The organism is Chamaesiphon sp. OTE_8_metabat_110, assembly GCF_031382685.1.
Classification (GTDB): domain Bacteria; phylum Cyanobacteriota; class Cyanobacteriia; order Cyanobacteriales; family Chamaesiphonaceae; genus Chamaesiphon.
This window is the reverse complement of record NZ_JANMZA010000526.1, coordinates 1-7199: the sequence shown is the minus strand read 5'-3', so window position 1 is coordinate 7199 and position 7199 is coordinate 1. Positions and strand designations below refer to the sequence as shown.

The window sequence follows — 7199 nt, the reverse complement described above, 5'->3', positions numbered from 1 at the left end:
ACTCCTTCATTATCTGAAATTTAATGAACTGCCAATTCCATATTCAATCGATCGCGATAATCGATCGATGAAAATATCCCTCGAAGCTTGCGCGCCGCCTAAGCGGCGGTCGGTAAATCATACCCCGATCCAGCAACGCCTCCAAAGCATACGCACATGAAATGACCGATACAGAGCATCGAGAACTCGCGTCAGTACAGGAAGGTCCAAGGGAAAGTCGCTTTATCGAGCCACCATTGCAATTTGATTGATGAATTATATACTGACTAAATCTATTTGCTCAAATTCTTGTAAACTCTCGATAGTCAAACGTAAATTTTGATAAGCTAACGAAAGCGATGTTTTGCTTTTGGGGTCGAATGCTTTACTAATTACACTCAACCGACCGCGTAATTGCTCTTCCGCAGTGACAATCGTGATGACTACTCGATCCTATTGATGCACTGTCTCTAGTTTCTCAATCAGATTGGTTCGCAGACTACTAACAGCCTGTTCTCGACTATTCTCTACAGCGTTACAGTCAGGAACTTCCAACACAGAAGCAACAGTTTTCCCGTCCGATCGTTGCTGGAGCAGAATATTGACTTTGATACTATTTTGGTGAGCTTGCATGATATTTGGCTGCTCGGTTGGTGAGGATATGTATCTATTGTATGGCATTATTGACAGGCGATCGAGTGTTTGAGCGTGTCTGTGCTGACGATCCGATCGATAATTGCGATCGATCTGAGCAGTTAGAATTGGAGGGATCGATCGAAAGTATGATATCTAATCCCAAACATTCGGTTTTTATAAGTGCAAGCGAAATATGAAAATGGTGGTAGATTCGATCGATCGTAGCGATGGGTCAAAACATGCGGCAGAATTAGAAGCACATCGAATTCAAATAAGTCATGTTATTGGTACTCCTGACGATCGGATAGAAATTAAAGAAGGTATTACTTGGGTAAATGATAAACCTTTGCCAGAAGCTTACATTCAGGAGTATATAGAGTGACTAATCTACTTTTAGATACTCATGCTTTCATCTGGTATTCAGAGAATGGCTGTCAGTTACCCAAATCGATAAAAACATAAATTGAAACTGCCGATCGAGTTGACATTAGCATTGCTAGTCTGTGGGAAATCGCGATTAAATTAAGTATCGGGAGATTATTACTTCGATCGAACTATGAATCGATCGAGCCTAGTTTAGAACCTGCTGGAATCATCGTGTTAACAATTTCGTTCGCCAATACAGTTGGGGTCATGAATCTATCACTCCATCACCGCGATCCATTTGACAGGATTCTCATCGTCGATCGATAATCAGAGCGTAATTACCATCGATCGCGATCGACTTGTTAATCCAAGTTCGTTACAATGAGGTGCTGTCTGTCAGGGTGAAAATCGATGCATCGTCTCGCTACAATACCGGGTGGTTGGAATCCTGCTACTGAGGGTGTCATCTTTGTCGAACAACAGCCAGCCCCGATCGTATTTATCACCGCTGCCGATACCGATATTCAGACATTAGCAGTTGCGGCGAGTAAATTACAGGCAGATTTTCCCCAGGTGCGGGTGATGAATTTGTTGCAGTTACAGCAACAATTGACGATCGATACTTATGCCGAGGATGTATTGACGGCGGCGCAGGTGATTATCGTCCGGTTAATTGGGGGTCAATCTTACTGGAGTTATGGGCTAGAAGTCGTCCAGGAGACTGCCAGACAGACGGGAGCGGTGTTAATCGTTCTGCCGGGTGACGACCGTCCCGATCCGACCTTGATGAGCCATTCTACGGCGAGTTTGGCAGATGTCGATCGAGTGTGGCAATATCTGATTGAGGGTGGGGTAGATAACTATCGTCAGTTATTGAATTTTATCGCTAGTCGGTGGCTGGATTTTGAGTGTGCATACCGCGCTGCTGAAGTTGTGCCGCGTGTGGGAATTTATGATGAGGTGCGGTGGTTGCCGGAGGGAATGCCATTACAGGGTGGGGCGGCGATCGTTTTCTATCGGGCGCACTATCTATCTGGAAATCTTGCTGCGATCGAGGCATTATGTCAAGCATTGGTCGATCGAAAGCTAACTCCCATGCCGATTTTTGTGTCTTCGCTCAAAGATCCGGTGGTGCAGCGGGTATTAACTAGCTATTGTCAGCAGGGTGTGGATGTTTTACTCAATACCACCAGTTTTTCTCTGGCGAGTTTGGATACGGATACGCCCCAGGTGGGCTTGTGGGCAACGCTGAATCTACCTGTTTTTCAGGTAATTTTGAGCGGCGCAGGGAAGGAATTTTGGGAGTCTGGTTGGCAGGGTTTGACACCGCGCGATATGGCGATGAATGTGGCTCTCCCAGAAGTGGATGGGCGAATTATTACGCGGGCGATTTCGTTTAAGGCGGTGCAAACTCAGAACTCGGCAATTCAGACGGATGTATTGGTGTATGAGCCTGTACCCGATCGAGTCGAATTTGTGGCAGAATTGGCTTTAAATTGGAGTAAGCTACGACGGAAGTCGGTAAAAGAACGTAAGGTAGCTCTGATTCTGGCTAATTATCCGACTCGCGATGGTAGGTTGGCGAATGGGGTGGGATTGGATACGCCGCAGAGTTGTGTCGAAATCCTCCACGCGCTGAAGGCGGCGGGTTATCAAGTTGGGGAGATTCCGGCGGATAGTGGGGAGTTGATTAAGTTATTGACGGCGGGGGTGACTAACGATCCTGAAGGGGATGGCTGGCGCAAGGCTAGTCAGTCGTTGGATGGTGAGGAGTATCGATCGCATTTTCAGACTTTACCGATTGCGGTGCAGCAGGGGATTGTTGAGCGGTGGGGCGACGTTGGTGAGAATCCCCCTGCTTGGTGCGCTTCCATGGTCGGGGAACCCGACCGGAGCGCATCCGCTAAATCCCCCTTAAAAAGGGGGACTAAGAACACAGATTTCAGCACGGAGCTAGATCCGATCCCCCCCTTAAAAATGGGGGCTAGGGGGGATTCACCATCTCCGCAACCCACCAATTACCCCATCCCCGGCATCCAATTCGGCAACGTCTTCGTCGGCATCCAACCCGCACGCGGCTACGACAAAGATCCCAACCTCAACTACCACGCACCCGATTTAGTCCCACCCCATCAATACGTCGCCTTCTACCACTGGGTACGATCGAATTTTGGTGCAAATGCGATCGTCCATGTCGGCAAACACGGTAACTTAGAATGGCTCCCAGGCAAAAGCGTCGCCCTGTCAGAAAATTGCTATCCCGAAGCCGTATTCGGAGCCATGCCCCACTTATACCCCTTCATCGTCAACGATCCTGGTGAAGGTTCCCAAGCAAAACGTCGCACCCAAGCAGTCATCCTCGATCATCTCACCCCACCGATGACACGGGCAGAACTCTACGGCAGTTTAAATCAATTAGAAGGTTTAATCGATGAATATTATGAAGCCCAAACACTAGATCCATCGCGGATGCCAGTAATTCGCGATCGAGTAATCGCCCTCATCCAAACAGAACACCTCCACGAAACCCTCAGCATCAAAATCCCCTCCGAGGAGGGGTGGCGCGACAGCGACGGGGTGGGTTCCGACGCGATCCTCACCCAATTCCTAAACACCGCCGACGGCTATCTCTGCGAACTGAAAGAAGCCCAAATTCGCGATGGTTTGCATATTTTTGGGCAGTGCCCCCAGGATACACAACTACGAGATCTTGTGGTTGCGATCGCGCGCAATCCTAATGCTAACAGACTCGGTTTAACCCGTGCAATTGCGTTGGATTGGGAATGGGATTTCGATCCGTTGACGGCTGATTTAGGCAAAGAGTTAGTGGGTTTCGAGATTGGTGAGAATCCCCCTGCTTGGTGTGCTTCCATGGTCGGGGAACCCGACCGGATCGCATCCGCTAAATCCCCCTTTTTAAGAGGGACTAAGAACATAGATTCCCGCATATATCTAGATCCGATCCCCCCCTTTTTAAGGGGGGCTAGGGGGGATTCAGATGCCAAAACGAAGCTAGCAACCAAACCAATCCGCATCATCGGCGACGCAGTAGAAATACTCGAACAGCACGCCGCAGAACTAGTCTCCGCTATCCTCACCAATCACACCCCAACCGTCGGCACCCACACCCAAGCCGAACTAGACTGGATCTCCACCCGACTCCTCCCCGCACTCCACCAAACCCCCCAGGAAATGACCAACCTCCTGCGCGGCTTAAACGGCGAATACATCGCCAGCGGCGCATCTGGCGCACCCACACGCGGTAAACCCGAAGTCCTCCCAACTGGACGCAACTTCTACTCAGTAGACATTCGCGCCGTACCCACCGAAACAGCCTGGTGTCTCGGACGAAAAGCCGCAGAAGTGCTGATCGATCGATATACTCAAGAACACGGCGAATATCCCCAAACCCTCGGCTTATCGATTTGGGGCACATCCACCATGCGAACTGGCGGCGACGATATCGCCCAAGCCTTAGCATTAATCGGTGTCCAACCAGTTTGGGATGGCGTATCGCGCCGAGTGGTAGATTTCGAGATTTTACCTATCTCAATCTTAGGTCGTCCCCGCGTCGATGTCACCTTACGAATTTCTGGTTTCTTCCGCGATGCTTTCCCCAATTTAATTGACTTATTTGATAATGCTGTTAAAGCTGTCGCAGCATTAGAAGAAACACCAGAACAAAATCCATTAGCCGCTCAAGTCGATCGAGAAAAGTTGAAATGGTTAGAACAGGGATTAACATTAGATGAAGCGGAAACTCGATCGCAATACCGGATTTTCGGCTCTAAACCAGGAGCCTATGGTGCCGGATTGCAAGGATTAATCGAGTCGCAAAACTGGGAAACCGAAGCAGATTTAGCCCAAGCTTATATTAATTGGAGTGCCTACGCTTATACCAACAAAGCCGAAGGCATCGCCGCACCGGAAGCATTTAATCAACGCTTGGGCAATATGCAAATCGTCCTCCAAAATCAAGATAATCGCGAACATGACTTGCTCGACTCTGATGATTATTATCAATTTCAAGGTGGTTTAACCGCCGCAATCAAACAAGTATCTGGCACAGCACCCGAGGCCTATTTCGGCGACAATTCCCGCACCGAAAATCCTAAAGTTCGCAAATTAACAGAGGAAATTGACAGGGTATATCGCTCGCGTGTCGTCAACCCCAAATGGATCGCCGGAGCCATGCGCCACGGCTACAAGGGAGCCTCAGAAATGGCAGCGACGTTAGATTTCTTATTTGCCTACGATGCCACGGCTAATTGCGTCCAGGACTTCATGTATCAAGGTGTGGCGGATGCCTATTTGTTTGATGAATCGGTACGAAAATTTATCGAGCAAAATAATCCGTGGGTGCAGCGAGATATGGCAGAAAGGTTGTTAGAAGCTAATCAACGGGGTTTGTGGGAGGATGTCGAATTATGGACATTGGAGCGGCTAAAATTGATGGTGAATGAAGCTGAAGGAGTTATTGAATCGCAGGGTAATTAACAAGAAGTGTAGGGTTAACTCGACTTGCCACATATTAGCTAAAGGGTATCCACAAAATTCCAATATTTTGGTATCCGTAGCGGGAATTTAGAAATTCGCCCCGCTGCTGTGCTTCTTCTTTTGTTTTCCAGGCTGTATCTGCTATGACTCTGTAACCTTCAAAATCTGCATCAGTCCAATTTAGACGTTGTGCATTTGCAGAACTTATACAAGAATTTATGGATATAATAGACAAAGATATCAAAGCTATTTGCTTAATTTTGTTCATTTATTTAATAGAATCTGTCGATCTAGTATTCCCAAGTAAGATAGATTTATATCATGATTACCGATTATGATTGCGAGCGCTCCATTAACTAGCTACACCACTTACACCAACCATATCTAACTCTCTGATTTAGTGTCGATTACCTACGGTAGGCTACGCCAACGATCGCGTTTACTCACACTATTTCACTCTACAAAGCAGCTTGTCGATCGCCTACGAGCAACTACGCGATCGCGAACCATTATGATAGTATTTAAATACGTGCCGTACAGAGAGTTCGGGTTGAATATCCAATGTCAGAAGAACGCTTAGAGCAAGTCGAACAGAAGCTAGATAGCCTAATTAGCGCCATCCAATCGGGATTTGGTAGCTTTGAACGCCAATTGAACGATATCCGTAGTGATAATAGACAACTTTCTAGCGACATCCAACAAGTTTCAGAACGATTAAAAAAGGTCGAAGAACGGGTACAGATTATCGACAGCCGCATTAATACGTTGGCGTAGCCTCTCAGAATGAGAATCGATTTGCGTCTGGCGGGGATATCTAGTGATATTCTTGGCTTACAAACAGAGCAAAATCGCATTAAAGAATATCTCTTCAGTCGTCCTCAATAGAAATTTAATTGTCTAGTGAAGGTTATCGTTTCTAGAGAGCGAACCGAGCAAAAATTAGAGCCAGTTGAAGCTCAGATCGCGACTCCGTGAGACTCCCCAACTTTCCGCCTCAAAGAGTTAACACCCATAGCACGATCGACCCCAGCACAAGTCAAGACTCGCTCAAATGCGAACAAATGTGAGCTGTGTAACAACTATCTCCCCGTTATTGGGTAAAATGGTATTAGTGGTGCAAGTTAAAGCTCCGGCAAGTCCGGTAGTTTGCATCAATGCTGAGTTAAATACATTCATTACATGGAATCTAGCGTCCCGCCTGGCAAACCTAAAACCGAGCCTCCTCCACATAAGTGGGGAGAGTTCTGGGGAAGTGCGATCGCGATCTTTACATTGATACTACCTGTGGCGGCAATCGTTCATTACTCGCCAGTTAGCAGTGTCCAAGCTTTACCCAATTTGCCACCAGCAGCGTTACCCGAATGACCTAAAGCCAAGATTCGGACGCTAAAAGCTATTATCCAATTCCCAATCCCTAGTAAAATGCAAGCAGGGGATCTATTCTGTCAGGAATAAACATCCCCCAGCTTTTTTGAATTGGAGAATTTTACTTTGGACTTAACGCTCATTCCCGCTCAACCTAAATTTGGGATTATCAACGTTTTAATCGAAATTCCCGCTGGGAGTAAGAATAAGTACGAATTTGATAAAGACATGAATGCGATGGCACTCGATCGCGTTTTGTCATCTTCGGTACAATATCCTTGCGACTATGGCTTCATTCCCAATACGCTGGGTAACGATGGCGATCCGCTCGATGGGATGGTGATGATGGATCAGCC

Annotated in this window: 7 protein-coding genes; 5 read left to right on the top strand and 2 right to left on the bottom strand. The window is 47.3% G+C overall.

Features of this window, described 5'->3' with window-relative positions:
- Positions 1 to 432: 432 nt before the first annotated feature.
- The gene (locus RMO52_RS19105) at positions 433 to 660 is read right to left on the bottom strand and encodes a hypothetical protein (protein WP_310417414.1); all 228 of its coding nucleotides are present in this window, start codon (positions 658 to 660) and stop codon (positions 433 to 435) included.
- Positions 661 to 808: 148 nt separating this feature from the next.
- Here RMO52_RS19105 and RMO52_RS19100 point away from each other — a divergent pair, with 148 nt between their 5' ends.
- Positions 809 to 997, top strand: coding sequence for a S26 family signal peptidase (locus tag RMO52_RS19100; protein ID WP_310417411.1), 189 nt, complete (start codon positions 809 to 811; stop codon positions 995 to 997).
- A 395-nt stretch (positions 998 to 1392) separates the two neighbouring features.
- Positions 1393 to 5478: a cobaltochelatase subunit CobN gene (locus RMO52_RS19095; protein ID WP_310417408.1), complete on the top strand. Its 4086-nt coding sequence runs from the start codon at positions 1393 to 1395 to the stop codon at positions 5476 to 5478.
- Between the two features lie 34 nt (positions 5479 to 5512).
- Here the strand turns inward: RMO52_RS19095 and RMO52_RS19090 are convergent, their stop codons facing one another.
- The gene (locus tag RMO52_RS19090) at positions 5513 to 5746 is read right to left on the bottom strand and encodes a hypothetical protein (RefSeq protein WP_309743550.1); all 234 of its coding nucleotides are present in this window, start codon (positions 5744 to 5746) and stop codon (positions 5513 to 5515) included.
- A 293-nt stretch (positions 5747 to 6039) separates the two neighbouring features.
- Here RMO52_RS19090 and RMO52_RS19085 point away from each other — a divergent pair, with 293 nt between their 5' ends.
- The 3 genes from RMO52_RS19085 to RMO52_RS19075 all read left to right on the top strand — a co-directional run.
- Positions 6040 to 6252 (top strand): hypothetical protein, encoded by a 213-nt coding sequence (locus RMO52_RS19085; RefSeq protein WP_309743548.1) that lies wholly within the window; start codon positions 6040 to 6042, stop codon positions 6250 to 6252.
- Positions 6253 to 6657: 405 nt separating this feature from the next.
- On the top strand, positions 6658 to 6843 hold the full coding sequence (locus tag RMO52_RS19080) for a hypothetical protein (RefSeq protein ID WP_309743546.1): 186 nt from the start codon (positions 6658 to 6660) through the stop codon (positions 6841 to 6843).
- Positions 6844 to 6969: 126 nt separating this feature from the next.
- Positions 6970 to 7199: inorganic diphosphatase (locus RMO52_RS19075; protein WP_310417405.1), on the top strand; the 230-nt coding region annotated here is incomplete at its 3' end.